General features: G+C 51.3%; 25 protein-coding genes and 1 pseudogene. 19 read left to right on the forward strand and 7 right to left on the reverse strand.

Annotated elements, in window-relative coordinates:
* Positions 1 to 3: 3 nt before the first annotated feature.
* The 6 genes and pseudogenes from L2Y54_RS21870 to L2Y54_RS10585 form a co-directional block, all read left to right on the forward strand.
* Positions 4 to 237 (forward strand): annotated as a pseudogene (locus L2Y54_RS21870) (GNAT family N-acetyltransferase); the annotation flags it as partial.
* Positions 238 to 276: 39 nt separating this feature from the next.
* A complete protein-coding gene (locus L2Y54_RS21705; protein WP_255697936.1) occupies positions 277 to 402 on the forward strand; it encodes a GNAT family N-acetyltransferase in 126 nt (41 codons plus the stop codon).
* A 223-nt stretch (positions 403 to 625) separates the two neighbouring features.
* Entirely contained in the window at positions 626 to 775 is a 150-nt protein-coding gene (locus tag L2Y54_RS10570; protein WP_236501855.1) for a hypothetical protein, read from the forward strand.
* A gap of 167 nt (positions 776 to 942) precedes the next feature.
* Positions 943 to 1,560 carry an ATP-binding protein gene (locus L2Y54_RS10575; RefSeq protein ID WP_236501856.1) on the forward strand — a complete coding sequence of 206 codons (618 nt, stop codon included), beginning with the start codon at positions 943 to 945 and terminating at the stop codon, positions 1,558 to 1,560.
* A 26-nt stretch (positions 1,561 to 1,586) separates the two neighbouring features.
* Positions 1,587 to 1,730 (forward strand): hypothetical protein, encoded by a 144-nt coding sequence (locus tag L2Y54_RS10580; protein ID WP_236501857.1) that lies wholly within the window; start codon positions 1,587 to 1,589, stop codon positions 1,728 to 1,730.
* The gene (locus tag L2Y54_RS10585) at positions 1,730 to 2,458 is read left to right on the forward strand and encodes a L,D-transpeptidase family protein (RefSeq protein ID WP_236501858.1); all 729 of its coding nucleotides are present in this window, start codon (positions 1,730 to 1,732) and stop codon (positions 2,456 to 2,458) included. Before L2Y54_RS10580 ends, L2Y54_RS10585 begins: the two co-directional genes overlap by 1 nt.
* A gap of 68 nt (positions 2,459 to 2,526) precedes the next feature.
* On the opposite strand, the gene L2Y54_RS10590 is transcribed toward L2Y54_RS10585, so the two are convergent.
* Positions 2,527 to 3,045 (reverse strand): methyltransferase domain-containing protein, encoded by a 519-nt coding sequence (locus tag L2Y54_RS10590; protein ID WP_236501859.1) that lies wholly within the window; start codon positions 3,043 to 3,045, stop codon positions 2,527 to 2,529.
* 114 nt (positions 3,046 to 3,159) lie between these two features.
* Positions 3,160 to 4,275: an amidohydrolase family protein gene (locus L2Y54_RS10595; protein WP_236501860.1), complete on the reverse strand. Its 1,116-nt coding sequence runs from the start codon at positions 4,273 to 4,275 to the stop codon at positions 3,160 to 3,162.
* A 200-nt stretch (positions 4,276 to 4,475) separates the two neighbouring features.
* Here L2Y54_RS10595 and L2Y54_RS10600 point away from each other — a divergent pair, with 200 nt between their 5' ends.
* The 6 genes from L2Y54_RS10600 to L2Y54_RS10625 all read left to right on the forward strand — a co-directional run bounded on the left by L2Y54_RS10600 (position 4,476) and on the right by L2Y54_RS10625 (position 11,696).
* Positions 4,476 to 5,090: a hypothetical protein gene (locus L2Y54_RS10600; RefSeq protein WP_236501861.1), complete on the forward strand. Its 615-nt coding sequence runs from the start codon at positions 4,476 to 4,478 to the stop codon at positions 5,088 to 5,090.
* 507 nt (positions 5,091 to 5,597) lie between these two features.
* Positions 5,598 to 6,308 carry a Sir2 family NAD+-dependent deacetylase gene (gene cobB, locus L2Y54_RS10605; protein ID WP_236501862.1) on the forward strand — a complete coding sequence of 237 codons (711 nt, stop codon included), beginning with the start codon at positions 5,598 to 5,600 and terminating at the stop codon, positions 6,306 to 6,308.
* Entirely contained in the window at positions 6,302 to 7,132 is an 831-nt protein-coding gene (locus L2Y54_RS10610) for a CvfB family protein (RefSeq protein ID WP_236501863.1), read from the forward strand. The genes cobB and L2Y54_RS10610 overlap by 7 nt, the downstream gene beginning before the upstream one ends.
* A gap of 65 nt (positions 7,133 to 7,197) precedes the next feature.
* Positions 7,198 to 10,095 carry an AMP-binding protein gene (locus L2Y54_RS10615; RefSeq protein ID WP_236501865.1) on the forward strand — a complete coding sequence of 966 codons (2,898 nt, stop codon included), beginning with the start codon at positions 7,198 to 7,200 and terminating at the stop codon, positions 10,093 to 10,095.
* Positions 10,096 to 10,209: 114 nt separating this feature from the next.
* The gene (locus tag L2Y54_RS10620; RefSeq protein WP_236501866.1) at positions 10,210 to 10,899 is read left to right on the forward strand and encodes a BPSS1780 family membrane protein; all 690 of its coding nucleotides are present in this window, start codon (positions 10,210 to 10,212) and stop codon (positions 10,897 to 10,899) included.
* Positions 10,896 to 11,696 carry an aldo/keto reductase gene (locus L2Y54_RS10625; RefSeq protein ID WP_311196237.1) on the forward strand — a complete coding sequence of 267 codons (801 nt, stop codon included), beginning with the start codon at positions 10,896 to 10,898 and terminating at the stop codon, positions 11,694 to 11,696. Before L2Y54_RS10620 ends, L2Y54_RS10625 begins: the two co-directional genes overlap by 4 nt.
* Before the next feature lie 24 nt (positions 11,697 to 11,720).
* On the opposite strand, the gene L2Y54_RS10630 is transcribed toward L2Y54_RS10625, so the two are convergent.
* Genes L2Y54_RS10630 through L2Y54_RS10640 form a run of 3 tightly spaced genes read right to left on the reverse strand, consistent with a single transcriptional unit; the run spans position 11,721 to position 14,821 of the window.
* A complete protein-coding gene (locus tag L2Y54_RS10630; protein WP_236501867.1) occupies positions 11,721 to 12,485 on the reverse strand; it encodes a glycosyltransferase family 2 protein in 765 nt (254 codons plus the stop codon).
* A complete protein-coding gene (locus tag L2Y54_RS10635) occupies positions 12,472 to 13,581 on the reverse strand; it encodes a glycosyltransferase family 9 protein (protein ID WP_236501868.1) in 1,110 nt (369 codons plus the stop codon). Before L2Y54_RS10635 ends, L2Y54_RS10630 begins: the two co-directional genes overlap by 14 nt.
* Positions 13,574 to 14,821, reverse strand: coding sequence for an O-antigen ligase family protein (locus L2Y54_RS10640; RefSeq protein WP_236501869.1), 1,248 nt, complete (start codon positions 14,819 to 14,821; stop codon positions 13,574 to 13,576). The genes L2Y54_RS10635 and L2Y54_RS10640 overlap by 8 nt, the downstream gene beginning before the upstream one ends.
* A 117-nt stretch (positions 14,822 to 14,938) precedes the next feature.
* On the opposite strand from L2Y54_RS10640, the gene lpxL reads away from it, so the two are divergent.
* Both lpxL and waaA read left to right on the forward strand, forming a co-directional pair.
* Complete coding sequence (gene lpxL, locus L2Y54_RS10645; RefSeq protein WP_236501870.1) at positions 14,939 to 15,850, forward strand: LpxL/LpxP family Kdo(2)-lipid IV(A) lauroyl/palmitoleoyl acyltransferase; 912 nt, start codon at positions 14,939 to 14,941, stop codon at positions 15,848 to 15,850.
* The gene (gene waaA / locus L2Y54_RS10650; protein WP_236501871.1) at positions 15,834 to 17,090 is read left to right on the forward strand and encodes a lipid IV(A) 3-deoxy-D-manno-octulosonic acid transferase; all 1,257 of its coding nucleotides are present in this window, start codon (positions 15,834 to 15,836) and stop codon (positions 17,088 to 17,090) included. Before lpxL ends, waaA begins: the two co-directional genes overlap by 17 nt.
* On the opposite strand, the gene L2Y54_RS10655 is transcribed toward waaA, so the two are convergent.
* Positions 17,063 to 17,785 (reverse strand): 3-deoxy-D-manno-octulosonic acid kinase, encoded by a 723-nt coding sequence (locus L2Y54_RS10655; RefSeq protein ID WP_236501873.1) that lies wholly within the window; start codon positions 17,783 to 17,785, stop codon positions 17,063 to 17,065. The genes waaA and L2Y54_RS10655 overlap by 28 nt on opposite strands.
* A gap of 90 nt (positions 17,786 to 17,875) precedes the next feature.
* Here L2Y54_RS10655 and L2Y54_RS10660 point away from each other — a divergent pair, with 90 nt between their 5' ends.
* The 4 genes from L2Y54_RS10660 to L2Y54_RS10675 are packed head-to-tail and all read left to right on the forward strand — an operon-like array spanning position 17,876 to position 21,623.
* Positions 17,876 to 18,940, forward strand: a complete 1,065-nt coding sequence (locus L2Y54_RS10660; RefSeq protein ID WP_236501874.1) for a glycosyltransferase family 9 protein — start codon at positions 17,876 to 17,878, stop codon at positions 18,938 to 18,940.
* Positions 18,919 to 20,883 (forward strand): LTA synthase family protein, encoded by a 1,965-nt coding sequence (locus tag L2Y54_RS10665; RefSeq protein WP_236501875.1) that lies wholly within the window; start codon positions 18,919 to 18,921, stop codon positions 20,881 to 20,883. Before L2Y54_RS10660 ends, L2Y54_RS10665 begins: the two co-directional genes overlap by 22 nt.
* Before the next feature lie 31 nt (positions 20,884 to 20,914).
* Complete coding sequence (locus tag L2Y54_RS10670) at positions 20,915 to 21,307, forward strand: hypothetical protein (RefSeq protein ID WP_236501876.1); 393 nt, start codon at positions 20,915 to 20,917, stop codon at positions 21,305 to 21,307.
* A 7-nt stretch (positions 21,308 to 21,314) separates the two neighbouring features.
* Positions 21,315 to 21,623 carry a 2Fe-2S iron-sulfur cluster-binding protein gene (locus L2Y54_RS10675; RefSeq protein WP_236501877.1) on the forward strand — a complete coding sequence of 103 codons (309 nt, stop codon included), beginning with the start codon at positions 21,315 to 21,317 and terminating at the stop codon, positions 21,621 to 21,623.
* Positions 21,624 to 21,684: 61 nt separating this feature from the next.
* On the opposite strand, the gene L2Y54_RS10680 is transcribed toward L2Y54_RS10675, so the two are convergent.
* Positions 21,685 to 22,881 carry a DUF2157 domain-containing protein gene (locus L2Y54_RS10680; protein WP_236501878.1) on the reverse strand — a complete coding sequence of 399 codons (1,197 nt, stop codon included), beginning with the start codon at positions 22,879 to 22,881 and terminating at the stop codon, positions 21,685 to 21,687.
* A 74-nt stretch (positions 22,882 to 22,955) separates the two neighbouring features.
* Between L2Y54_RS10680 and L2Y54_RS10685 the strand changes: the two genes are divergently transcribed.
* Complete coding sequence (locus tag L2Y54_RS10685; RefSeq protein WP_236501879.1) at positions 22,956 to 25,166, forward strand: discoidin domain-containing protein; 2,211 nt, start codon at positions 22,956 to 22,958, stop codon at positions 25,164 to 25,166.
* Positions 25,167 to 25,185 lie beyond the last annotated feature (19 nt).

A 25,185-nucleotide genomic window follows, 5' to 3' on the forward strand; every position in this document is an offset into this window, starting at 1 on the left:
TGGATTGCAACCCACGCCCACCAATTTTACACCAATCAACACGTTACGCTTGCTGTTACCGATGTCACTAACGGCACTGTCCTTGGCACGGTCAGCCTAGGTGTACGCAGTACCCAAAAACGCGCCGAACTCGGCTATTGGATCGGTGTTCCTTATTGGGGCAACGGCTATTGCACGGAGGCTGCGCAAGCCCTGATCCACTACGGTTTTGAGGTACTGGATTTACACAAAATCGTCGCACGGCATTTCGTCAGCAACCCAGCCTCTGGGCGGGTCATGCAAAAAATGGGAATGCAGCACGAAGCGGTCTTGCGTGAAGAAGTCCTCAAGGATGGCGTGTATCACGACATGGCGATATATGGGCTGATTAATCCCGCGCATTCCCAGCAACATGTTCCCTAAAAAACCACAGATCATAAATGCAACTTGAATAATTCAACCTATAATTAAAAATCCATTCAACAAGGACAGTTAACAATGCCAATAACACGCACGAACCAAGCCATGTTCGACACAGAACAAGCATATCGGCGCGAGCAACAAAACGATGGAAAGAACCCGCGCACTACCACTATGATTTCCGCATTCCTGATGCAAGCACCTACCACCGCGTTTACAATCAGTGATGAATCACATCACCAAAGAACCTTTGAAAACCCTCACCGCGATGAACCCTTACCCACACCTCAACGGCGCATACTTCGGGCAAAACACCACGCTGACTTTTGGCGACAAACAGGTGATCAGCATGGGAGATCTGCAAATCGTCGATTGAACTGGTGATTTGCAGACTTTTATCCTATATATTAGCGAATAGAGGTAATAATATCGGTAAAATTCCCTCGACTACACAATAATGCGCTGCAACCGAACCGCTTTTTTAACAGTTACCTGCAAACCTATGTAGAGCGTGATGTCAGGGCATTACTCAATCTGAAAGACTTGGGGAAATTTCAACAACTTCTAACCCCGTTGGCGGGAAGGGTCGGGCAAGTCGTGAATTATGCGGCGCTCTCCAATGATGTGGGCGTATCAGCCTCTACCATCCAGCAATGGATTAGCGTGTTGAAGGCATCGTACATCCTGTTTGAATTGCCGCCTTTCTTTGAAAATATTCGTAAACGGGTGGTGAAATCCCCCAAGTTGTATTTCACTGATACGGGTTTAGCCGCTTTTTTGCTGGGCATCCAATCTGCCGAGCAAGTCGCCCGCGACCCGTTACGCGGCAATTTATACGAAAACCTGATGATTTTGGACGTGCTGAAAGCACACCTCAATCGCGGCTTGCGTCCCGACCTGTTTTTCTACCGTGATTCATTGGGTAACGAAGTAGACTTGCTGGTTCGTCAGAATCAGCGGCTATTACCGATAGAAATCAAATCGTCGGCAACCTTTTCCAGCAGTTTTCTGAAAGGCATTGAAAGTTTTCGCGCCACCTCTTCGGATTGTTTGGAGGAAGCCATCGTGTTATACAACGGCGACCAAACCTTCACTATTCACGGTACTCGCATCTTCAATCCGCTGACATCTGGTGAAAGCCCTTACTGCCCTCATCGTTAACCAAAGGACTCTCTGCGGTGAATCACATGGAACGTGCCACCTGGCTCTACGGCACACGAGATAACGTCACGCCCGCCGCTTGCATCATTGTCAGCCGTTTTGCCGCGCAGCTTGGCGTACCGACCGATGCGATTTATCCATCATTACGCTATCACTGGGATGTAACTTGATGCTTAAAAAATTCGTCTTCACGCTGTTAATCCTCCCTTTTCTTGGCGTAGGATTCGCTTTGTTTTTCCCCAGCAAGGCGGCAATCGTGATGGATTACTTCAAGCTTAAAATTACACAACAATACAGTGTGAATGATCGGCTAACGCAATTTGGTACGGCTGTGCAACAACGGCTTGCTGCTGATTTTCAGCAAGCAGGCATTGCGTTGCCGCCTGCTGCCATCACGTTGCTGGCATTCAAAGACAGCAAGCGGTTGGAGCTTTACGCGGCTGACCCAACAGGCGCATGGAGGCAAGTGAAAGCTTACCCCATCCAAGCCGCCAGCGGCATTCTAGGGCCGAAGCTCCGCGAAGGCGACCGCCAAGTGCCGGAGGGCATTTATAACATTGAGTCGTTAAACCCCAATAGCTTGTTTCACGTATCACTGCGGCTGAATTACCCGAATGCATTTGATCGGGCGATGGGGGCGGCAGATGGGCGTGAAAACCTCGGTTCAGACATTATGATTCACGGCAAAGCCCAGTCTATTGGTTGTTTGGCGATGGGCGATGAGGCGGCGGAAGAGTTGTTTGCATTAGCCGCATGGGTGGGCAAGGAAAATATGCGGGTGGTGATTGCCCCGACTGATTTTCGCCAAGCGGGGGCGCAAATTCCCGTTGAAAATGTGCCTGTGTGGGCAACAACACTCTACCCGCAGTTGCTGGCGGAATTGGCGCAATACCCATAACCCGTAACGCAGCCAGCACCAAAATGTGAAGGCATTATGGACATTTACGCCAGTTTCTCTGCCTGAAATTAAGCGCTACTGCCCGATTTTAGCAAACGTTGCCAAATGCTATTCGCAACCACATGCCCAAAACGTTCCTGATAGTAATGCGCGAACGCAAAGCGGATGTAGGGCGGCAGTGTTGTGTGCGCCTTTTTAAACGTCAGGAATATCCAGCGGTGTTCAAAAATATTCAGCACGGCGGCGACATCCCACAATGGCGGCAGAATCAGCGTGACACGTTTGCCCACGCGATTCAGTTCATCCCAAAACGCTTGCGGGTCTTCTACATGCTCAAGGGTGTGTGAACACAATACCTCGTCAAATTCACCGTCTTTGAACGGTAGCTGGTAAATATCGGGAATCAGCATGAAATTGTTCACGCCCGGTTGCGCCACAATATCGGCATTCACGCGCCCGACTGACGTATTGCCGCAGCAAATATTCAAATCCCATCGTTGCTGCTTAATCAGGCGTGGTTTTAAGATGCGATAACTGAGCAGATTTAATGCCAGCAAACCCACCACAATCCCAACAATAATTTCCATGCATACCCTCAATGGTTTGTGTTGATGTGAGGGGCGTAGATTGCCAGAAAATGATGACAGTATGGTTAAGGAATCATGCTATCTGATCAGGGTGAACGTCGCTTAACGCGCCATTTACTGCACTCCCAATACCGCAGCGTTGCGTGTAAACGTCTCCGGCGGCACGCCCAGTGTCTGTTTCAACGCCACATCTCGATCCCAATGGTTGGGAATGTTATTGATGCGGCGCATCTCTTCCTTGGTTAAATTCAGTGGAAAATACCAAGCCGAAGTCAAAATCATATTGGAAAGCGGGAAATCGCTCCCGTACAGCAACCGTCCTTGCAAGCGTGGTTCACGCAATGCCTTGTCCAGAAACCCCAGTTTGTTGACTTGGGTGAGGCTGGAAATGTCGACGTATAAATTCGGGTATTGTGGCAACAGTGGCAAAATACGCTGGTAATTGTCTTCCCCGTGATTTCCCCCCGTGGTGGCAATGTGCGCAGCAATCACCGTGACACCCAAAGATAGCGGCAATTCCAGCCGCTTCGGGTCGCCATAAGCATCATTGGCGGTGCTAAACGAACGTTCCTGCCCCGTGTGGCTCAACAGCGGCAGATTCAACTCGCACATTTTCTGGTAAAACGCGGTGAGTGTCGGGTCGGCAGGGTCGATATGCTGGATATTGGGAATCCATTTCACCAGCACTGCACCTTGCTGTTTCGCCTGTTCGAGTTGGGTAAGTGCATCTTTGCGGTAGGGGTTGATGCTGGCCCCGAAGTAAAACAAATCGGGGTAACGTTTGACTTGTGCCGCCACGTATTCGTTGGGAATGTAAATCTCGGTGCGCGGCAAATCCAGCTCGCCTTGGGTGTCGACCGCGCCATCCATTGCCAATAACACCACACCTTGCACTGCCTGCGAATCCCGTAAGCGTGCTGCGATTTTATCGACCGCAATGCTGTCGCCGTGTTGTTCCAGCTCTTGGAGCGTCACCCCAAAACCCGCAAGGTACTGCTTGAAGCGGAAATTTTCCTGTAATGACGGCGAGATATAACAACCGCTGCCGCCCGCGCCGATGCCTGCAATATGGGTGTGCATGTCGATGATTTTTCCACGATTAATCGGTGCAGGCGGTACAACTGCGCCCGTGAAAAACACCTCGCGCAACAGCAGCAGTACTGCGATTAGCAGGGTGAGCGTTAACGGGAAGCCGATTAGCAGGCGTTTGCGCCATGAGTGATTTTTCATGTGGTTCTGCGGTTTTTTGATTACGATGAATGGGGGATTTTGTTCCTGATTTTCGGTAAAAGTAAAACTCGGTAGCAGCAAGTAGCGGAAATTACGACGTAAAGTAGCGTGTGGTGCGACTTATGAGGCAGGTGTTTTCCATGACGTAGTGCTTGGCGCATGATGTTTCCATTATCAACCAAGTCAAACAGGGAATCCTTATGCGCCACTTGCTCCGTTACCTGCTCATCGCCGTCTTGAGTTTTGCTAGTGTTGGCTGCGCCACGCACGCCTTACATTCCAGCAAAAACACTAGCACTGAAAAAATCAACAGCTTCCTAATCACACCTGATAAAGCCACGTTGGTAGTCGCAGGTGAGCAACACCACTTCATTTTTCCGCTGAATGAGCCGTTGAAATCGGTATTGCAATGGCAGGGACGCGCCAAACTTACCCCGACCTTCGACAACTTCACCGTGAATGCGGGGCAGGGCGTGAGCGGTAGTTATACTTTGCAAGCCGATGTGGGCAAACTCACGGTGGAGGAACACCAATTTTTAACCCAACGCGGCTTCAGCCAACAGGGCAATACCGTGGCATACCGTGCGGCTATTCAGGGAACGCGCTATCTGGCAGGCAACGTGCGAGTGCCGCAAACGGCATTCTTCCGCCAGCCGTATGAATTGACGGTGATTGCGCCGGATGGTGTGACGGATGCAGCCGCGAAAATTGCCCTGACCCCGCTGACACTGGCGGCGGATGGCGTAACCGCTGTGCTGGGCGGGATTGTGCTTGCGCCGTTTTTTGGCTTGCTAATGATGTCCGGCGGGCTTTGAGGTGATAGGATTAGCCCTCCTGATCAGAGGCTAATCTTTCCCCATGTCGAACACTCAACGTTTATTTCACCCGCGCTCACTCAGCAAGGCACTGGCTGCCAACAACAGTCGTGGCTGCTTGACGCAATACGTGGGAAGCGTGGTTTGACAAGGATAAAGCGGTGCTTCAGGATTTGAGCTGCCAGCTTGCCGCGCAAGAACAGGCGTTGAATCGGGAGGTTTACGGGTTGTTTGGGTTGGAAGGAAGCATTTAGTAACGGCGTTACCGCCGTAATCCCCTCACCCCCCAGCCCCCGCACCCAGCCGCTTTCAGCGTCGTCCCTCAAGGGGCGAGGGGGAGCAAGAAAAACAATCTCTTAGCCCCTCGCCCCTTGAGGGAGAGGGGTTGGGGTGAGGGGTAAGTTCGGAGTGATTCAATAAAGTGTTAAAATATGCCTTGTTCACCTGAAGAATTAGGAGATACAGCATGATCCAAGACTCAAACGATTACTGAAAAAAGCAGGCTAAATGATTAACAAGTATCAGAACATCGTCATCCTCACCGGCGCGGGCATTTCCGCCGAATCCGGCATTCAAACCTTCCGCGCCAGTGACGGCTTGTGGCACAACCACCGCATCGAAGAGGTCGCCACCCCGCAAGGTTTCGCCAACAACCCCGCGCTGGTGCACGAATTTTACAACACGCGCCGCCAGCAATTGCTCGACCCCACTGTGCAACCGAATGCCGCCCACCTCGCTCTTGGACGGCTGGAACGCGAACATTCCGGCAATGTGTTGCTCGTTACCCAAAACGTCGATGATCTGCACGAACGCGCAGGCAGCGAAAACTTGCTGCACATGCACGGTGAATTGAACAAAATCCGCTGCAACCATTGCGGCATGGGTTACGACTGCATGGAGGACATCGGCGCACACACCGAGTGTAAAAGCTGCGGCAAAACCGGCGGAATGCGCCCGCATATCGTCTGGTTCGGCGAAATGCCTTTGTATATGCGCCAGATTGAAACCGCCCTGTTACACTGCGATTTATTCATCTCTATTGGCACATCCGGCAATGTGTACCCCGCCGCTGGTTTTGTCGAAGTCGCCCGTGACAGCGGCGCACACACGGTGGAATTAAACCTCGACCCCGGCAGCAATAGTGAGCTGTTTCACCAGTCCATCAACGGCTTCGCCAGCCAAATCGTCCCCGCTTTTGTGGAGCAATATTTATGTTAAAAATCGGTAAGTACAATCAACTGCGCGTTACCAAACTCACCGGCTTTGGGGTGTATCTGGATGGCGGTAGTTACGGCGAAATCCTCTTGCCCAAGCGTTATGTGCCGCAAGATTGTGCCGTCGACAGTTGGCTGGACGTGTTCATTTATCTGGATTCGGAAGACCGTTTGATCGCCACCACCGATAAGCCGCTGGCGGCGGTGGGGGAGGTGGCGTGCTTAACCGTGGTGGATGTGAATCGCGTCGGGGCGTTTTTGGATTGGGGTTTACCCAAAGATTTGCTGGTGCCGCGTCAAGAACAGGCGCATTTAATGCAGCAAGGGCAAGCTTACGTGGTGTGCGTGTATTTGGATGAGAAAACCGAAACCATTGTGGCTTCATCACGGTTGGATTTGTTTCTCAATGAATTCGGTGGGTCGTTTCAAGCGCGTCAGCCGGTGGAGCTAATGATTTACGAACGCACTGAACTGGGTTTCAAAGCGGTGATTGACGCGACGCATCTCGGCTTGCTGTATGCGAATGAAGTGTTTCAGCCTTTGCACATTGGGGAACGGGTGTCGGGATTTATTAAAGCGATTCGCCCCGATCAGAAAATTGATTTGATCCTGCAATTGCCAAGCCCAGTGGTAGAGGATGCCTTGGCGCAGAAAATTCTCGATCATTTGCAGGCGCGTGGCGGCAGTTCGACGTTTACCGATAAAAGTTCGCCGGAAGACATTTACCGTGAGTTTCAGGTGAGCAAGGCGCATTTCAAGCGGGCGATCGGTTTGCTGTATAAGCAACAAAAGATTGTCATGGGTAAAGATCTGATTCGGCTTGCATGATAAATCCATTAAACGGTATCGTGCGGACACATTAATAACGATAGAGAACAGAGGAGAGCCAACCCATGCAGCCAACCACCTACCTTTACGGGTTGATCGTTGTGATCGTCAGTTTATTGCTTAGCCCGCTATTGCAGCACTGGGTTGACCGACCTGTTGCCGTTTTCTTGTTGGTGTTGCCGTTTGTGCTGTTTAGTGCGGTGACGTTCCGGCGGGCGGGCTGTACGCGGGCGGATTGGCAGGCAGTGCGTCACCACGATGATTTGTGGTTGACGATCATGGGCAAGGCGGTTTTCTGGGGGATTTTACTGGCATTGTTGGCGATTTATCCGGCGCATTGGGTGTGGTTGGGGTTAAGCGTTATCGGCTTGTTGATTGGGATACAGATTGCACGAAATCTGTCCGCGACGCATATTGAAACGGGGCTGATTCCGGTCGGTGCGCTGGGGATTATGGGCAGTATGATTGTATTGGGGTGGCAACTCTCGCCGCCATTGCTTGCTGCCTTATTGCTGTTTTTGGGCGTGATGGGCGGAATTTTTGTCGCACCCTTAAACGCTTTGCTGCGTTATCACGTGCCGGTGGCGCAACAGCCGAAAGCGACGGTGATTGATCACTTGGTGCAAAGTGTGGTGATGCTGGCGTTCGTCGGCGTGGCGGCGTTATTGGCTTGGCAGGGATTGGGAGATGCGTTGTTAATGACCATCCTCACCGTGACCACGGCGGCGGGGGCGTTGTATACGTTGTATCACATGCCGCAATCGTTGTTGCGTTTTGTGTTTAGCCGTTTGTTTCGGGCGCGTTACCGCTTGAAAGTGTTGGGATTTGAACACCTGCCCGCATCCGGCGGCGTGTTATTGCTGGGCAATCACATCAGTTTCATCGACTGGGCACTGGTGCAAATGGCAAGCCCGCGTCAACTGCATTTCGTGATCGAAAAAGGCTATTACGAACGCTGGTATTTAAAAAGTTTCCTCAACTGGTTCGGTGTCATTCCCATCAGCAGCGAGGCGAGTGCGGATTCGCTGGAAAAAGTCACGGAAATGCTCAAAGCGGGCGAGGTGGTGTGTTTATTCCCCGAAGGCACGATTAGCCGTACCGGGCAGTTATCCGAATTCAAGCGCGGTTATGAAAAAGCGGTGAAAGGCACAGGTGCGGTAATTGTGCCGTTTTACCTGCACGGTTTGTGGGGCAGCCGGTTTTCGCGTTCCAGCGGCTTTTTGCGCGAAAATCGCCAGTCCGGTTTCAAGCGTGACATCGTGGTGTCGTTTGGTAAAGTCTTGCCGGAAACCATTCCCGCGCACGAATTGAAACAAAAGGTGTTTGATTTGTCGTTTGCATCGTGGGAAGCGTATTCACACCTGATCGACCCGATTCCGGTTAATTGGCTGCGGGCAGCAAAACGCATGAGTTTCCGCATGGCAGCGGCGGATGTGATCGGCGAACCCTTGAGCCATCACCGTTTTATGACGGCGGTATTCCGCTTTGCGGTGCTGATTAAAAAGCTTAGCCCGGAACAGAATATTGGCTTGTTATTGCCGACCAGCGCAGGCGGAGCGATTGCGAATATGGCAGTGCTGACGCTGGGCAAAACCATTGTGAATCTGAATTACACCGCCAGCGGCGAGTCGATTCATAGCGCGGTGCAACAGGCGGGCTTGCAACGGGTTTACACTTCCAAGCGTTTTCTGGATAAGCTGAAAGAACGTGGAATTGATATTCCGGCGATTTTGCCCGATACCCCGCTGACGTTTTTGGAAGATTTGAAGGCGGAAATCCCCAAACACCAATTGCTGACTACGCTGTTGATGGTGATGTTATTGCCAACCCGTTTGTTGCAATGGCTGTACATTCCGAAAATTGATTTGGATACGACGGCAGCGATTCTGTTTTCCAGCGGCAGCGAAGGTGCGCCCAAAGGCATTGAGCTTTCCCACCGCAATCTGGCGGTGAATGCGCGGCAGGTGGCGGATGCGCTGAATACGCTGGATAACGATGTAATCATGGGGACATTGCCGACTTTCCACGCCTTCGGTTTGCTGGCGAGCACCCTGATGCCGTTGTCAGAAGGCATTCCGATTGTATGCCATCCTGACCCGACCGATGCGGTGAATATCGCCAAAGGTGTAGCGCGTTACGAGGCAACCTTGCTGTTTGGCACGGGGACGTTTTTGCGTTTGTATGCGAAAAATTCCCGCGTGCATCCGCTAATGTTCCAGTCCTTGCGCTACGTGGTCGCGGGAGCAGAAAAACTTGCGCCGGAAGTCCGCCGCTTATTCCTCGATAAATTCGGTAAGAAATTGCTGGAAGGTTATGGCGCAACCGAAACCTCACCCGTTGCCAGCGTGAATTTGCCCGATCAGCTTGATACCCATTACTGGAAAGTGCAGGCAGCGAATAAAGAAGGCACGGTAGGTTTGCCATTGCCGGGAACGAGTTTCCGCATTGTTGACCCGAATACGTTGGAAACTTTGCCGACGGGTGCGGATGGCTTAATCCTGATCGGTGGCCCGCAAGTCATGAAAGGCTATTTGAATGCGCCGGAAAAAACCGCGCAAGCGATTGCCGAATTCGACGGGCAACGTTGGTACAAAACCGGCGACAAGGGACATGTGGACGAAGATGGCTTCCTGACGATTGTTGACCGCTATTCGCGCTTTGCCAAACTCGGCGGGGAAATGGTGAGTTTGACAGCGGTCGAACACCAAGTGCGGCAAATTTTGGGCGATGCGGAACTGGAATTGGTCGCGGTCAATTTGCCGGATGATAAAAAAGGCGAGAAGATCGTATTGCTGATGGCGGGAACCTATGACGAAGCGGCGGTAAAACGCAAGTTGTTGGATGGCGGCATGAATGCACTGGCGATTCCCTCCACGATTCGCAGTCTGGCGGAAATTCCCAAGCTCGGCAGCGGCAAGACGGACTTTGGTTCAGCACGGCAGGTGGCTTTAAGTGTTGTCTAATACCGTGAGCCGCTTATCGTTCAAATGCGCGGGAATGGAACAGGTTTTTGCGTCTTACGGCAGTGGGGCAACTATACTTGGGGCAATTTTACTATTCCTCAAAGGAGTTCCCCGATGCTAAAAGTCAGAAATGTCGATCCATTGCAAGCGATTCAATGGTTTAAGCAGGGTTGGCAGGTGTTTATGTCGAATCCCGCGAATTGGGCGCTGATGGGTTTATTGTTCGGTATCATTGTTTTGGTGTCGAGTATGTTGCCGTTCATCGGTGGGGTGGTATTGAATTTGCTGGTGCCGATTTTAACAGCAGGGATGCTACAAGCAGTCAAAAATGCCCAAGCGGGTACTCCCGTAGAAATCACCGATGTATTTGGTATGTTTAAAGATGAACCAAAGCGTAACCAGTTATTGATCGTGGGGGCGCTGATGTTAGGCGGTGGCTTGGTGGCTGCGGTATTGAGTACGCTATTCATCGGTAGCGCTATTCAAGTGGATGAGCTGACCGGGTTGCCGAGTTTCAACTTGGGGCTGAGTGCCTTGTTATTCATGTTTGTGGTGGTGATTTTCTTAGGCATGTTGTTTACGTTCGCACCAGCATTGGTGATTTTTAAGGGCATGAGTGCGATTGATGCGGTCAAAGGGAGCTTGCAAGGCACGTTGGCGAATGTTTTACCTTTCGTGGTGTTTGTCTTGTTTTATGCCGCGTTGGCGTTTGTAGCTTCGATTCCTTTCATGCTGGGCTTTTTGGTGCTGATTCCGGTAATGATGGGCGCGGTGTATGCCGCTTACAAGGATATTTTTGGATGATGGAAAAGCGTCTGGTGGCGAACACGGGCATTGCGGTGAGTCCTCTAGGGTTGGGAACGGTGAAGTTCGGGCGCAATCAGGGGGTGAAATACCCGCAAGGCTTTGAATTGCCGACGGATCGCGAGGTGCGGGAATTGCTCGCGCTGGCGTTCGATCTTGGGATTAACTTGCTGGATACCGCGCCCGCTTACGGCTTGAGTGAAGCGCGTATCGGCAAGTTATTGCCGAATGCTCGCCATGAGTGGGTGATTGAAACCAAAGTGGGGGAACGGTTTGTTGATGGCGAATCCCACTTTGATTTCAGCGCCACAGGGACGCGCCAGAGCGTGGAAAACAGCTTACGTTTGCTGAAAACCGATTACCTCGACATGGTGCTGATTCATTCGGACGGGGATGATGTGCGGATTTTGCGCGAGGAAGCGGTGCTGGATACGCTGTTAACCATGCAGCAGCAAGGCTGGATTCGCACGGTGGGGATTTCCTCCAAAACCGTGGAAGGCGCATTGCTGGCGTATGAATTCGGCTGTGATGTGGTGATGGCGGCTTACAATCCAGTGTATACCGATGAATTGCCAGTGCTGGAAGCGGCAGCGGCGCAACACAAAGCGGTGCTGGTGAAAAAAGCTTTTGCCAGCGGGCATTTGGATAAGTTGGGCGCGAAAAACGGCAATCCGGTGGAACAAGCGCTGGCGTTTATTTTTGCCCAGCAAGGTGTTACTAGCGTGGTGCTGGGGACGTTGAATCCCAAGCACTTGCGGGACAATGTGGCAATTGCTACGGCTTTGTTGGACGAATGAGGCGGTCGTGTTTTTTGCTGAGTTCTAGCCCAAACCAGTGTTCTTATAACGTTGGATTTCGAGCAACTTGGCGTATTTCAGGTAAGACCCCAGCGCATTCAATAGTGAGATGGTGAAGCCGTCAAAGCCGCAGCCAATACCGCCTTTGAGCAAATAGTTTTTCAGGAAAGCTCCCAAGCCATGCAGTGGCGGCGACCAGACGCTAACACGCCGTTGGCTGGTGGCATTGTCGAGTGCGTATTGGGTGGAATACTTATTCAGCTTGTGCAGCATGTCGTGATAGTTGGTGTAGGAATAATGCCGAATGTGCGATTTCAGTGCGGTATGCGCGGTGCTTTCGACTTTTTCATGGCATTGCGCATTGGAAAAACGCACTTTCTCACGGTTGAATAAGCGCCGCACATGATCGGGATACCATGAGGTGCAGCGTATCCATTTGTCATGAAACAGGTTTTTGCGGCGAAACGCATAGGTGTCATACGCGCTATTGGCTAAGTCTAACGCTTGAATGTCGCTGATGGCATCCGCCTCCAAACGTTCATCCGCATCCAAACTCAGTACCCATGCATGTTGGCAGTGGTCTACGCCGTAGTTTTTCTGTGGGCCGTAGCCGAGGAATGCTTGCGAATACACCTTCGCACCCAGTTCGGTGGCAATGGCTACGGTGTCATCGCTGCTGAGGGAGTCAATCACGATGACTTCATCACAGACTTGCCACAGCGATTCAAGGCAGGCGCGAATGTGTTTGGCTTCGTTGTAGGTGATGACTAAGCCGCTAATTTTGGTCATGAATGCTCTCTTGATGATGGTGGTTTAGCCAATGGCTGACAGCGGCGTTTATGGTAGCGGGATTTATCCGTGACAGGCATTCGCTATTGCCATTTTGATCGTTACAACCGGCTTTGCCACAGGGTACGCACGGCATATCAGCTTGAAAAATGGTGATATTGCCGTAGGTTTGTTGCGCTTGGCTGTGTGTTGCTGCGGTTTGCAACGCATTATTCCAAGGCGACCAAATAGGTAGCAGCGTAGGCCCGAAAATCGCGAAAATAGGCTTGTCCTGCGCGGCAGCAATGTGCATGTTCAGGGTATCCCCGCCCACATAAGCCAGTGCCTGTTCACTTAATGCGATGTACTCCTCCATGCTGGTTGCACCTATCCAGTCATGCACATTGGGTAATACCGGCAGGTTGGCTTTAATGTGTAAATCCAACGGTGTTTTTGCGCCCGTGACAATAATCGCAATGCCGAGTTGACTGAGTTTACCGAGCAATGCATGGCGCAGGGCTTCTGGATAAACCTTGTAACCATGTTGTGCTGATGGGTGAAAAATCAGGAATTGTTTGATGTTCGCGGCACGCAATTTTGCTTGCATGGTGTCGTGCGCTGTTGCGCTGTAATGCACTTTACAGGCAACTTTGCCAACAGGAATCCCTAGTAAACGCAGCGGTTCAAGGTTATTTAAGATCATGTGCCGGTGTGGACTGAGCAGATAGTAATGGTTGAGCAGGCGTTTCTTCCACCAATTTTTGCTGGCTTCAACGTCAATCGCACTCATGGCTGTGCGTCCACTAAGACGGGCATACAAGACACTGCTATCCGTAGTTGTGAGTGAAATGGCAAGATCATAGCGTTGGTACAATGTGCGCACGAGTTTCCAGTGCTGCTGCAAACGTGCCCATAACGGTAGTTTTTTCCATTGATACGAGTAGACATGAATCTGACGAATCGGGCGCAAGGCTTTGGCAATTGCCAAGGTGTCATCATTCACCAGCAAATCAATGTCGACTCCCTCATAATGGTCTCGTAAATGCTGAATCAATGGAGACGTTAATAGGACATCACCATTGACCCGGCGAATAATAATGAGGATTTGTTTAACCATGCCGCTGCCCATATTCCGTGTATAACAGCGCTCCTAGCGATAAGAAAAGCAAGCTGAGGTAATGATCCATAATGTAGCCATCGGTAAAAAAAATCACACCGTAAAAAACTGGAAACGCCAGCATAACCGGTTTAAGTGGGCTGTCGGACTGCCGATAGTGGCGTAACATGGTATAAAACAGGTAAAGCAGTACACCTAAACCCAATATTCCAAATTGTACCAATTCTTGTATATACACATTATGCGAATGTTTCAGCTCTTCGCCGCGTGTGGCTTCGGGAAAGTTTTGTTGATTCACACGGCGGTATTCCTGCCGGTAATCCCCTGTGCCTACGCCGAAAACGGGGTTTTCTTTAATAATTTCAATGGAATTTAAGAGCATAATGACCCTTAGCCCTACGCTGGAATTGGGTTCTTGTTGATAGTGTTTCACCTCGTGGATCGCCTGATTGACGCGCTCTTGTACCACGGGGCTGAACAGGTAGGCAGCGGGTGCTAAAGTCATGAGCAATAAGCCGCTCAGTAATACAGATTTCAGCAATTGCCCTTGGTAATACTGAAAAACAAATAAGGCAAGCAACACCAGAAAGACCAGTTGCCCCATACGCCCTTCAGTAAGGAACATATTAAGACCCATGATAATGAAGAGTACGATACCAATTGTTTTGAGTGTTACCGATAAATCTTTACGTAAAAATACAGCATACAGTAATAAGTAGAGAGTGAAGGCTAAAATGGGGTTATAAACAATATGGCTAACAAAGGGGGTCGTGTCATCGCTGTTTTCTAAGCGCAAGACGCTGTAATGAGGCAGTACGTCAAGGTATAGACCGTAAGAAATGCCGACGGCTATCAGCATCGCGAGTATCAACGCAGTAAAATAATGCGGAATGTGTTGTGGGCGCACAACGGTCATTAATATTGGCAGCATGAGGTACTCGACCTCTTTTTTTAGAATAAACCTAGCGCCTCCCCAGTCGCTTGTCCACAATAGCCCCACAAAGTGCAATCCCACAAAGGCGATAGCTGCCCATGCAACTGGATTGTTCTTGATTTTATTGAACTTTTTTGCGAAATCACCTTCGATTAACCACAGTATTAGTATCAGGAATAGCAGGGCGTTACCGATAGCCATGCTCATGGTAAAGGTGAAGATTAGCGCAATAAGTAACCAAGAGTTGATATTTCCAAGCTGCGATTGCCAGCGTTTAAATCCATTTAAGCTTGTATTTTTTATCATGTTAGTTGTTTCATTCCTCGCTTTATGCTGATGCTGACCGTGCCTTGTCACAGAAAAGCAGGCAAAATTAGGAAGAAAAGTTTACCATAAGCAGCCGCAAACACTACTAAACCGAACGTGGAAACAACGATTCAACACACTTTTTTATCCCCGCGTTACTGGCCCACATGGTTAGGGCTGGGGTGTTTATGGCTGGTTGTCCAGTTGCCTTGGCAGTTGCAAATGTGGCTGGGTAAAGTGTTGGGGCTATTAATGTTCCATGCGCTGCCACGACGACGTGCTATCAGTCGAACCAATTTGGAACTGGCTTTCCCCAACCATTCTGCCGCCGAACGTGAACAACTTAATCGGTCGCATTTTATTTCCTTAGGGCGTGGTCTGTTTGAATTGGGTTTGAGCTGGTGGGGCAATCTGGAACGTTTAAACCAACGCACCAGGATCGAAGGCATGGAACATTTGCAAGCCGCGTTGCAACGGGGGGGCGTGGTGTTGCTGAGTGCGCATTTTACCAGTTTGGAACTGGGGGGGCGCTTGTTGGCGCAATATTTCCCCTTGCATGTGGTATACCGCCCGCATCGTAATCCGCTGATTGAATTACGGACCACGCGCTTACGGGCGCAGCGTTACGGTAAAGCGATTCCGCGTGACAATATCCGTGACATGATCCGCAGTTTGCACCAGGGATTTGCCGTCTGGTATGCACAGGATCAAAACTTCGGGCGTAAAAATTCGGTATTTGTGCCGTTTTTTGGTGTGCCAGCCGCAACCAATACCGCAACTAGCCGTTTGGCAGCGTTAGGTAAGGCGCAAGTGGTGCCGTTTTTTACGATGCGTACTGAAACGGGCTATTTGTTACGGTTTTTACCGGCTTTGAAAGCGTTTCCGAGTGATTCGGTGCTGGCGGATACCACCTTAATTAATCAACTGATTGAACAGCAGGTGCGTGAGTTTCCGGCGCAGTATTTGTGGACACATCGGCGTTATAAAGATAAGCCGGAAGGCGGGCATCGTTATGATGATCGTTTATAACGTCATTTTTTGCCTATTGCTGCCGATTATTCTGTTTAAATTGCATACATCCGGTAGTGGGGGGCGTGGTTTTGGCAAGCGTTGGCGGGAGCATTTTGGGTTTATCCCACCTGTTCATGCCGATAAGCCACTGTGGATTCATGCCGCCAGTGTTGGGGAAGTGATCGTTGCGAAACCGTTGATTCAAGCCTTACGTGCCAAATATCCTGAGCTGACCTTGGTGTTGACGACGACGACGCGCACGGGAGCGGATGAGGCGGCTAAGCTGGGGAATGGAGTTATCCACCGTTACGCGCCGCTGGATTGCCCGTGGATGGTGCGCCTGTTTTTGCGTCGTACCCGCCCGCAAGCGTTGCTGGTGATCGAGACTGAGCGTTGGTTGAATTACATGCTGGCTTGCCAGCGTCAGCAAATAACCGTGGTGATCGTGAATGCGCGATTGTCGCCGCGTTCGTTTCAGCGTTATCAACGGTTTCCGGCGTTTTTCCGCTTGTGGGCGGAGCCGGTGCAACAGTTATTGGTGCAACATGCCGATGATGCGGCGCGTTTTCGTGCCTTGGGCGTGGCAGAGGCTAAGTTGCACATCACGGGTTCCATCAAGTTTGATATGACGTTTCCTGACAGCGTGGTGTCGCAAGGGCTGGCGTTGCGGGAGGCGTGGGGAAGCCGTCCGGTCTGGATTGCGGCAAGTACGCACCAAGGCGAAGATGAGCCAGTGTTGCAGGCGTTTAAGCAAGTCTTGGCGCAGATGCCAGCGGCGTTGCTGGTGTTAGTGCCACGCCATCCGCAGCGCTTTGATGCAGTGGCGGCGTTGTGTGCCAGCCAAGGTTTTAGCGCAGTGCGGCGCAGTGTAGCGGGGCAGGTATTGCCCACGACGCAAGTGTATCTTGGCGACACGATGGGCGAATTGCCGCTGATGCTGGCGGCGGCGGATGTGGCATTCGTGGGCGGGAGTTTGGTGCCAGTTGGTGGGCATAATTTGCTGGAACCCGCCGCTTTGGGGAAGCCGTGCCTCACGGGGCCGCATTATTTCAACTTCAGCGATATTACTCTGCAATTGGTGCAATGTGGCGGGGCTGTGGTGGTGCAGGATGCGGAAGCCTTGGCCGTGCAAGTACTCGACTTATTGCAAAACCCCGGTGTGTGCCAACGCATGGGAGCTGCCGCCCAGCAAGTCGTAGCAGCCAATCGTGGCGCGTTGCAGCGCACCCTTCAAGCCTTGGAGCAAGTGCTGCCGTAACCTTCGAGCAATAGTTGCCAGTCGCTTTCCTGCCAATGCAGCGTAGGGTTGAGGTGCAATTCTTTACGGAATGAACGCTGCAAACGCTGCATATTGGCTACTTGCCATGCCCCGCCAGCAGGACGTTGCTTACCTTTATCAAAATCGATCACCCACGCTTTCCCCGCTTTATCCAAGAGCAGGTTATGGCTGTTCAAATCCGCGTGGTCAATATTGGCGCGATGCAAGTGTTGCAGCGTTTGCCCCAGCGTGTGCCATTCGTCACGGCTGAGGGGGCGGGTGCGTAACAGACTGACGACATCGTGTGCGTCGGGGATGCGTTGCAGCAGCAAATCCGCGCGGTAAAACCAGCCGTACCGTTGGATACGGGCTGCCCACGGCGTAGGCACAGGCAAACCTTGCGCCTGCATGGTTTGCAACAAACGGAACTCATCTGCTGCTCGGCTGCGCTGCCATCCCGTAAACCAATAACGGTCATGCAGGAGTTTTCCCAGCCAGCCGCCACGATAATAATGCCGTAATACACCCTGTTGTTGCCCCAGTTGCACAAACCAGGTAATGCCGCGCCCGTGTGATTGCCCAACCACGGCATTCTGCGCTTGCCACCATGCAGGCTCGAAATGTTCCGCTTGAAAGTGTGCCGCGTAGTTCGGGTTTAATAGGTAGGTGGTATTGCGTATTGTGATAATGTCCATAGTGGCTCAACTGGCGGAAGTGGGCGCATTTTACAATTGCCGGGTGAGTTTGCATAATGCTTGCCTTGTTTTATCCCAGTGGTATTCATTTTGGCTTTATTTGCAAGTCCTCCCCGTGCGGTGTGCGTATTGCGTTTGTCAGCAATCGGTGACGTTTGCCACACCTTGGCACTGGTGCAAGCGATTCAACGCGAATGGCCCAGCACTACGCTGGTTTGGGTTATGGGCAAGGTGGAGGCCAGCTTATTCGGTGATTTGCCCAATGTCGAAGTCATCGTGTTTGACAAAAAACAGGGGTGGCAAGCGTATCTAGCGGTCTGGCGGCAATTGCGCGGGCGGCGTTTCGATGCATTATTGCAGGTGCAAGCCGCGTTACGTGCCAGTGTATTGAGCCTAGGAATTCGCGCCCGTTACCGCTTGGGCTTTGATGCGCAACGTGCCAATGATGCCCAGCCATTATTTACCAATGTGAAAGTACCTTCTCCCACAGCACCCCATGTGGTGGATGGGTTAATGGCATTTGCGAAAGTGTTAGGTATACAAGATCTCACGCCGCGTTGGCAGGTAACGATTTCCCCCGCTGATCAGCAATGGGCAAAGTCGCAATTAAACGCAAAACCCAGTGTGATTATTGTGCCTGCTTCCAGTAAAGCCTACAAAAACTGGACGGTTGCAGGGTATGCGGCATTGGCGGAACATGCCGTCAAGAGCGGCTGGCAAGTGGTAGTGTGTGGCAGTCCTGCCCTCAATGAGCAAGCCTTAGCCACGCAAGTGCTTGCTGCTTGCCCAGTGGCGGTATTGAACCAAGTGGGTAACACGACCCTCAAACAGATGTTAGCCTTGATTCAACAAGCCAAGCTGGTGATTGCCCCGGATTCTGGCCCGGTGCATTTGGCGACCTTGGTGGGAACGCCGGTCATCGGCTTGTATGCCCACCATAATCCCGCCAGAGTCGGCGCGTATTTCGGGCAAGCCGAGGCGGTGAGTATTTACCAAACCTTGGTCGAAGCCGAATACGGCAAGCCCTTATCACAGTTACCTTGGCGCACACGGGTCAAGGATAAGAATGCCATGCAACAGCTCAGTATTGCCGCCGTGCTACTGGCGTTTGATCAAGTAAAGGAACGTATCGAATGTTCACTATCAAGTCATTGAAGTCGTCACTGGGCGTGGTTTGGCCGTTTGCCTGCTTTGCATTACTGGGCATGGTATTGCTGTCGTTGAGTCGCTTGGGGTTTATGCTGTGGTACAGCGAGCAAGTGACGGCAGCGCAAGGCTGGGGCGTGATGTTGCTGCAAGGTTTGCGGGTTGATTTGGCGACGGTGGCTTGGCTGTGGGGTTTGCCTGCGGTGTTAACTGTCATCCTCGCGGGTGAGCATTGGTTGGGCAAGCTGTGGCTGGGGTTGATGCGCGTTTGGTTGACCTTTGGCTTGTGGTTGCTGGTGTTTATGGAAATGGCAACACCGGGATTTTTGCTGGAATACGGGTTGCGCCCCAATCAGATTTTTGTGGAATACCTGATTTACCCCAAAGAAGTGTTTAATACGCTGTGGCTGGGGCATAAGTTGGAATTGGCAGCGGGCTTTGTCGTGGGTGGCTTGGCGGTATGGTTGGGGTGGCGCTTGGCAGGGCGTTGCTTGCAGGATTTGCGCTTGCCGCGTTGGTATGTGCGCCCGGTGTGGGTAGTGGTCATGTTGCTTTTGACGGTGTTGGCGGGGCGTTCGACTTTAGGGCATCGGGCATTAAATCCGGCGATGGTGGCGTTTTCGACCGATGCAACCGTGAATGCGTTGGTGACGAATTCGGCGTATTCGCTGCTGTTTGCCGTGTCGCAAATGCGGGCAGAGAGCGGTTCATCAGCAGCCATGTACGGCCAAATGCCTTTGGATAAAATCATCAGCCATGTACGTGAAGCCAGTGGTCGCCCAGCGTCGGCATTTATTTCGGATGCCTTGCCAACCTTGAGTCGCAATACCGCCAGTTACAGTGGTAAGCCGAAAAACTTGGTGATTTTGTTGCAGGAAAGTTTTGGGGCGCAATACGTGGGGGCGTTGGGCGGTTTGCCGCTTTCCCCGAATATTGACCGTTTGGCGCAACAAGGGTGGTTGTTTGAAAACCTGTACGCCACCGGCACGCGCTCAGTGCGTGGCATTGAAGCGGTGGTAACGGGCTTTACCCCAACACCCGCACAGGCGGTGGTGAAGTTGAATAAAAGCCAAACGGGCTTTTTTACTTTGGCACAAGCGTTGGGCAGCAGAGGTTATAGCACTCAGTTTATTTACGGCGGGGAAAGCCACTTTGACAATATGCGCAGTTTCTTTTTAGGCAATGGTTTCCAGCACATTATTGAGCAAAAAGATTACGCTAATCCGGCATTTGTGGGTTCATGGGGCGTGTCGGATGAGGATTTATTGTTGCGGGCGGATGCGGAGTTCAAGCAGATGCACGCGGCGGGTAAGCCTTTCTTTAGCTTGGTGTTTAGTTCCAGTAATCATGACCCGTTTGAATACCCTGATGGGCGGATTGAGCCGTATGAACAGCCTAAGCAAACCCGTAATAATGCAGTCAAGTATGCCGATTATGCCTTGGGTAAGTTTTTTGAGCAGGCACAACAAGCCGATTACTGGAACGATACGGTGTTTCTGATTGTGGCAGATCATGATTCACGGGTGTTGGGGGATGATTTAGTGCCCGTGCCGCGTTTCCATATTCCGGGGGTCATTGTGGGGGGAGGTGTGCCGGTCAAGCGTGATGCGCGGCTGGTGAGCCAGATTGATTTAGCCCCTACTTTGCTGTCATTGATGGGCATTTCGGCGGATTATCCCATGCTGGGGCGCGATTTAACCCAAACGCCAGACGCTTGGGAAGGGCGAGCCATGATGCAGTACGATAAAAATTTCGCGTATATGCAGGGTAAGCAGGTGACGGTACTGCAAGCGGGTAAACCGGCAGCAGGGTTTGTCTATGATAAGCAGCAACAACGTTTGCTGCCGGGGACAACACCCACACCCCAACAAGTGGATGAAGCACTGGCGCATGTGTTGTGGGGTGATGTGGCGTATGATCAGCGTTTATTTACGTTGCCTGTGGTACACTGACATTCGATTTCTGATGAAAAATAAGAGGTTAATGATGAAATTATTTACACCAACGCTAGTGATGATGGCGGTATCGGTTGTTATGCTGAGTGCTTGCGGTGAAAAAGCGAGTGCGCCAGCAACTGAAGCGGCTAAATCTGCCGAGCAAACTGCTCAGGCGATTGCGCCGAGTTCACCGCCGCAAGCAACTGAACAAGTGGCTGCTAATGGCGGTCATCCGGGGCAGACGATTCATGATGCCAACTGCATCAGTTGCCACGATTCCGGTGTGTATACCCGTGCTGACCGCAAAATGACCGATTTGACCATGTTGGCGGGTCAGGTGCGCCGCTGTGATGCCAATTTAGGTACTAAATTGTTCGACGAAGATTTGGATAAAGTCACGGCATTCCTGAACGAAACTTACTACAAATTCCCTAAGTAAGCCGCCCATGAATTACCGCGTCACCATTTTGCAAACCCCGTTTCGATTCGACGTAACCGCAGGGGAAACGGTATTGCAAGCCGCCTTACGGCAGGAAATTCCCGTGCCGTGGGGCTGTGGTGGCGGGGTATGTGGCGTGTGCATGGGTAAAATCGTGTCGGGGGATATGTATTACCCCGACGGCGAGCCGCTGGCGCTGTTTGAAGAAGATGCAGCCGCTGGCATGGGCTTGTTTTGCGTCGGTTATCCCAGCAGCGATTTGGTGCTGGATGTGCCGGAAATGGGCACAGACTGGGAACCTTGGGAAGCCCAATAAGCATAAGCCCCCAGTGCCAAAATCGGTAACAGCAATGCAATCAGCAGCCAATGTTGACGTTTCATACCCGTAACCCCTTTGCCCAAGCGTGTAGGCGGTCGCGTCCGCGATACCATAGCCAAGTAATGCCAATGATCAAACTGCCCGATAGAATCAGCCCCACGCCGGTAGCTGCCAATCCGCCCATTGCCTGAAAATACAGAATCACAAAGCGTAACCCGATCAAAAACGTCACCACATGAAAAGTGCGTTGATGCCCGCTATTCCCCGCGTGTAAGGCATACAAAAATAGAATCGCCAGCGTTAGCAGCGGCGCTCGTAAATCATCGGCTTGCCAAAAACTCACCGCTTCCTGCGCTTCAGAGCCAAACAAGGTGTAACGGCTTTGCCCGTTGAACACCAAATCGGGGTAGTAATACAGCAATAACAAACCCAATGCGCTCAGCAATAACACGCGATTGAGCCAACGGTAGTCGCGGTGTAACAGAATGCCCAGCGCCAATAGTCCCGCCACCATGTAAGCTGGCAGAAACCACGCCAGCGGATAATCCGCCAATTCCCCGCCCGAACGCGCAATATCCGCAAACGCTAAGGCACAGATGGCACTGAGTTGAAACCAAAAAAACAGGCTACTGCGCAAGCTATACAACGCTTTCAGGTACGTGGCAGCGTAATACAGCACCGCGCTTAGCAATGGGGCGAGTAAGAATACCGCTGGTAATGCTTCCAGCCGTTGCCCGCTTGCCACATGGCTGGCAGTGACCAAACTCCAACACATGCCTTGCAGGAATAACGTTACCCAAAATAGCCGTGTCCATAAATGCCGTGCAAATAAAATCTGCAAAAACGTGCTGAATGCCCAAAACAGCAGCGCGTGATACCACTTGCCATTGATGTCGAAGATTTCTGCAATCAGCACAATACTGGCTAAATACAGCACGAGGAAACCTGCCAGCAATATCTCGAACCATACGCTGTGTTGCCGCTCCGGGTATTGCGTGTAAATACCGATGGCTAACAAACCCAGCAATGCAAAATCCACGCCGAGTTTCACGCTATCGGAAATGTTGTGCCAATTTGCCGCAATCAGCGAAAGGATGCCCAGCCCGATAATCGCCGCACCCAGCACCATGAAACTGTACAGCCAGCCATTGGTGACAGGGCGTTGTTTGGCTTCAAAGCTGAGGATATTGGCGTGTTGTGAGGGGGTGATTAGCCCGGCTTGCAGCCATTGGTTGAGTTTTGTGATAGGAGTCACACTTTAATCTATAAGTTTAATTAATAATTGAGGTTTGTCATTGATTGTTAGTGTACTGCCAAATTGGGGGGCGTATGAAGTCTATTCTTGCATGGGGTGTTTTACTATTGTTGGGGTGGGTGGTTCATCCCGTTTGGGCGGCAACGCCTACGAATCTTCCGCCAACCATCAGTGGTACACCAACACTCAGTGTGGTGAGTAATAGCACTTACAGTTTCATCCCTACAGCTAGTGATCCTGAAAAGGCAACATTAAGATTCAGCATCGCTAAAAAGCCGAAATGGGCAACGTTTGATGCTGCGACGGGGGCATTGACGGGTACACCCACTGGTGTGCAAGCAGCGACTTATAGCGGTATTGTGATTACGGTGTCCGATGGCAAACTCAAAAAAAGCTTGCCAGCGTTTAGTATTCAAGTGAATAACCCAGCGCCAACCATCAGTGGTACACCTGCCAACAGCGTACAGGCTAATTCAGCCTACAGTTTCATACCGAGTGCCAGTGATACGAATGGTGACAAGCTTACCTTCAGTATTGCTAAGAAACCTGCGTGGGCAACTTTTAGCACAACGACAGGTGCATTGACAGGTACACCGCCCAGTGCCAGAACGGGTCTTTACAGTGGCATTATTATCACGATTTCGGATGGCAAAACGAAGGTGAGCCTGCCTGTGTTTAGTATTCAAGTGAATAACCCAGCGCCAACCATCAGTGGTACACCTGCTACCAGCGTACAGGCTAATTCAGCCTACAGTTTCACACCGAGTGCCAGTGATACGAATGGCGATAAGCTTACCTTCAGTATTGCTAAAAAGCCTGCGTGGGCAACCTTTAGCGCAACGACAGGTGCATTGACAGGTACACCGCTTGCCAAACATGTTGGTGTCACCAAGGGAATTAGCATCGCGGTAACTGATGGCAAGAATAAAGTCAGTTTGCCTGCTTTTGATCTGCAAGTGTCTGCGGTTGCTCTTAATAAAGCGCCGGTGATTAGTGGTACACCGGCGACGAGTGTAAATACGGATGAAAGCTACAGCTTCACGCCGACGGCCAGCGATGCCGACAGCGATACATTGACTTTCAGCATTGCCAACAAACCCACGTGGGCAGCGTTTGATACCGCAACGGGTAAACTGAGTGGTACACCCACCGATGCAGGCACAACCAGTGGCATTGTGATTAGCGTGACCGACGGTAAATCAGCAGCAGTGAGCTTGCCAGCTTTCGCTCTGCAAGTGGTTCAACAGAATCGCGTTCCAACCATTAGTGGTGTCCCTGCTACATCGGTTAATGTAGGTGCAGTTTATAGCTTCACACCGACGACCAGCGATGCCGACAGCGATACATTGACTTTCAGCATTACCAACAAACCCACATGGGCAGCGTTTGATACCGCAACGGGTAAACTGAATGGTACACCCACCGATACAGGCACAACCAGTGGCATTGTGATTAGCGTGACCGACGGTAAATCAGCAGCAGTGAGCTTGCCAGCTTTCGTTCTGCAAGTGGTTCAACAGAATCGCGTTCCAACCATTAGTGGTGTCCCTGCTACATCGGTTAATGTAGGTGCAGTTTATAGCTTCACACCGACGGCCAGCGATGCCGACAGCGATACATTGACTTTCAGCATTACCAATAAACCCACATGGGCAACGTTTGATACAGCAACGGGGCAGTTGAGTGGTACGCCGGTGTTGGCAGATGTGGGGACGACCACTGGCATTATCATCAGCGTTTCCGATGGCAAGCAAACAGCCAGTTTGCCCGCCTTTGCGCTGCGCGTGATGGAGTCGATCAATCTTGCCCGCCAGTTTGGAGTGGCAACACAGGGGGCTGATTACGACAGCAGTTCTGCCGCTTCTTTGGCAATAGATGGCAATGCGAGCACTTTCAACCACACGACTTGTACTGCCGACAAGAACTGGTGGCAGGTTAAATTACCGAATCCAACCCTGATTTCCAAACTGGTTGTCACTAGCCGTAGCTCATGGGCATCGCGGATCAATGGTGCAGGTGTTTATGTGAGCAATACTCCCTACAATGGCACGTTGAATGAAAGCGATAAAGTAGCCACGCTGAGTGGTATTGCTACCGCACAAACAACAACATTCAGTACCTCAAAGTCAGGGGCGTATGTCATTGTCAAAGCAGCGGCGGACAATTGTTTGCACATGAGTGAGGTAGAGGTGTATGGAAACGCACCAGCAGCACCACATTTGGATCAATCAGCTTATACTTTCCAGTTGAGTAATAGTACTGCGATTGGCAAAACGGTAGGGTAATCGCATTAAAATGGTCTTG

It is taken from the genome of Thiothrix winogradskyi (assembly GCF_021650935.1).
Taxonomy (GTDB): Bacteria; Pseudomonadota; Gammaproteobacteria; order Thiotrichales; family Thiotrichaceae; genus Thiothrix; species Thiothrix winogradskyi.